This is a genomic window from Micromonospora sp. NPDC049523, from assembly GCF_040676775.1.
GTDB lineage: Bacteria > Actinomycetota > Actinomycetes > Mycobacteriales > Micromonosporaceae > Micromonospora_G.
Genome location: NZ_JBFAPP010000054.1, coordinates 1 through 2,616 on the forward strand (window position 1 = coordinate 1; position 2,616 = coordinate 2,616).

General features: G+C 68.4%; 3 protein-coding genes. 2 read left to right on the top strand and 1 reads right to left on the bottom strand.

Going from position 1 to position 2,616, the window contains the following annotated elements; translation table 11 throughout:
- Positions 1–279: 279 nt before the first annotated feature.
- A complete protein-coding gene (locus AB0J90_RS35580; protein WP_363603493.1) occupies positions 280–948 on the bottom strand; it encodes a TetR/AcrR family transcriptional regulator in 669 nt (222 codons plus the stop codon).
- Between the two features lie 88 nt (positions 949–1,036).
- Between AB0J90_RS35580 and AB0J90_RS35585 the strand changes: the two genes are divergently transcribed.
- Positions 1,037–1,714, top strand: a complete 678-nt coding sequence (locus tag AB0J90_RS35585; protein ID WP_363603494.1) for a lysophospholipid acyltransferase family protein — start codon at positions 1,037–1,039, stop codon at positions 1,712–1,714.
- 41 nt (positions 1,715–1,755) lie between these two features.
- The gene (locus AB0J90_RS35590) at positions 1,756–2,442 is read left to right on the top strand and encodes an alpha/beta hydrolase (protein WP_363603495.1); all 687 of its coding nucleotides are present in this window, start codon (positions 1,756–1,758) and stop codon (positions 2,440–2,442) included.
- The last annotated feature ends 174 nt before the right edge of the window (positions 2,443–2,616 follow it).

The following is a 2,616-nucleotide window of genomic DNA, read 5'->3' on the forward strand; positions in this document are numbered from 1 at the left end:
CCCGGCGCTGCTCCGGTCGTACGCGATGTATAACCACCCCCGGCCCGCCAACATTCCGCGAACCCGCCCCCGACGAGAGTTGATCAAGCCCAAAAGCCTCGCACACCCGACACCCAACCCACACGGAAACCCTGATGTAGAGAAAGAGGGGCTATCCGCGAACGAATAACCCCTCATTCACTGAAAGAGGCCCCCGCGAGGTTTGGGGGGTGGGTTCCCGCGTGGCGAAGGATGGGGTTGGGGGCGGACTCCGGGGGTGGGCGGGGCGTGTTGGGGCCGTCAGGCGGAGGTGACGGGTGCACGGCCGGGCTGCGGCGCATCGGCCGGGGGTGCGGAGATGGTGGCTTCGGGTTGGCCGAGCAGCCGGGCCATCGCACGGCGGGCGCGGACGAAGCCGCCGCGATCCCGGTGCAACCGGAGGGTGTGGTTGAGCGCGAGCATCTGGCCGACCAGTTCGAACACCACCTGGTCCGAGTCGGTCCCCGCGGGCAGGTCACCCGCCTGCACCGCCAGGCGTACGTGCAGACGCAGGTCGCGTTCCCACAGCCCGACGAGCCCGGCAACGGCGTCGCGTACGGGGCCGTCGCGGTCGTCGTACTCGCTGGCAGCGGCGGTGAAGAAGCAGCCACCCGGAAACACCTCACGCTCCAGGTGGGAGATCCACGCCTCGCACATGGCACGCAGACGTGGCAGCCCCGGTGCGGCACCGATGGCGTGGTCGGCTGTTTCGCGGAAGAAAATCTCGGCAGCCGTGTCGACGACCGCGAGCTGGAGGGATTCCTTGGAGCCGAAGTGGCCCAGCAGCCCCGACTTGCTCAGCCCCAGATCGGTGGCGAGCCGGCCGATGGTGAGTCCTTCCAGGCCCTCGGTCGACGCGACCGCCACACCGCGCGCCAGGATCGCGGCGCGGGTTCGACCGGCTTCGGTGCTGGATCGACGCGGGCTCACGGCGCTCACTATAGCGAGCAACGACCCCTTTAGCGTACGACCGTTCGGACGCTATAGTCCCCTGACACCACCGTCCGTCACGCCATCGATGGGAGCCTGGGTGCTCTACCGGATAGCCAGACTGCTGCTGATTCCACTGGTCCGACTCTTCTTCCGGCCCGTCATCGAGGGCCGGTCGAACGTACCCGCCGAGGGGCCGGTGATCCTTGCCAGCAACCATCTGTCGTTCTTCGACAGCGTCATCATTCCGCTGATGGCGCCGAGGCGCGTGGTCTTCTTGACCAAGGCCGAGTACTTCCACGGTCGAGGGCTCAAGGGACGCGTGGTCCGCTGGTTCTTCATCACGATCGGCTCGGTCCCGGTGCAGCGCGGAGCCAACCGCGCGGCGCAGGCATCACTCGACGCGGCGTTGGAGGTGCTCGGCGCCGGTGACGCCTTCGGGATCTACCCCGAAGGCACTCGGTCCGTCGACGGACGGCTCTACCGTGGCCGGGTCGGTGTGGGCTGGCTGGCGTTGACCGCACGGGCACCCGTCGTACCGGTTGCGCTCAAGGGCACCGAACGGATCCAGCCCGTCGGCAAGAAGCTGCTGAGGATCAGCCGCGTGACCATCCGGTTCGGCACCCCGCTGCACTTCGGCCCCGACTACGGCGAGGCCACGTCGGCGTCCGATCGGCGCCGGGCCACCGACGAGATCGTCCAGGCGATCGGTGCGCTCTCCGGCCAGGAGTACGCCTCCGGCTACAACGACCCGAGCCGGGTGTGATCCGGCCAGCGCTGGAACCCATACGTTGCTAGCCTCCGGGCGTGACTGACCATCGGCTCCTCGACGTCGGCAACGTACACCTGGGTTACCGCGTCACCGGCGAGCTCGGCGCCCCGCCGATGGTGTTGTTGCACGGCGGCGGCGGGGACGGGTCGACCTGGGGCGAAGTGTTGGCCGACTTCACCGACCGATGGCGGGTCTACACCCTCGACCTGCGCGGTCACGGGCACAGTGACCAGCCCGGCCGGTATTCGGTCGAGCTGATGCGCGACGACCTGCTCGGATTCCTCCAGGGACTGGGCCTCGACCGGGTGACGCTGGTCGGGCATTCGCTCGGCGGTGTGGTGGCGTACCTCTTCGCCGCCGCACATCCCGATCGGGTCGAGGCGTTGGTGCTGGAGGAGACACCGCCGCCGATCCCACTGGGGCTGACCATGCCACAACGCCCGGACCAGCCACTGCCGTACGACTGGGCGGTGCGACCGGCGATCATCGCCCAGTTCAACGCACCCGATCCGAGTTGGGCGGCGGCCCTGCCGCAGATCGTCGCGCCAACCCTCGTCATCGCAGGGGGACCGACCAGCCACCTGCCGCAGGAACAGATCTCGGCCATGGCCGAGCAGCTTCCGGCCGGTCGGCTGGTCACCATCCCGGCCGGACACCAGGTCCATGCCACCCGACCGGTGCAGTTCAGCGCCGAGGTCCGGGCCTTTTTGGGTACGCCCTGAGCCACGACAACTTCCGCGTACGCGAAAAGCCGGGCCCCCTTTCACAGGGGACCCGGCTTCTGTTCGCTATTCGTGTTGCTTACTTGGTCCAGACGTCCTGCACGATGTGCGCGGCCTGGTTCTCCCACTGCGCGTACGCATCCGGGAACGCCGACACCTGAACCTTCTGCGCCG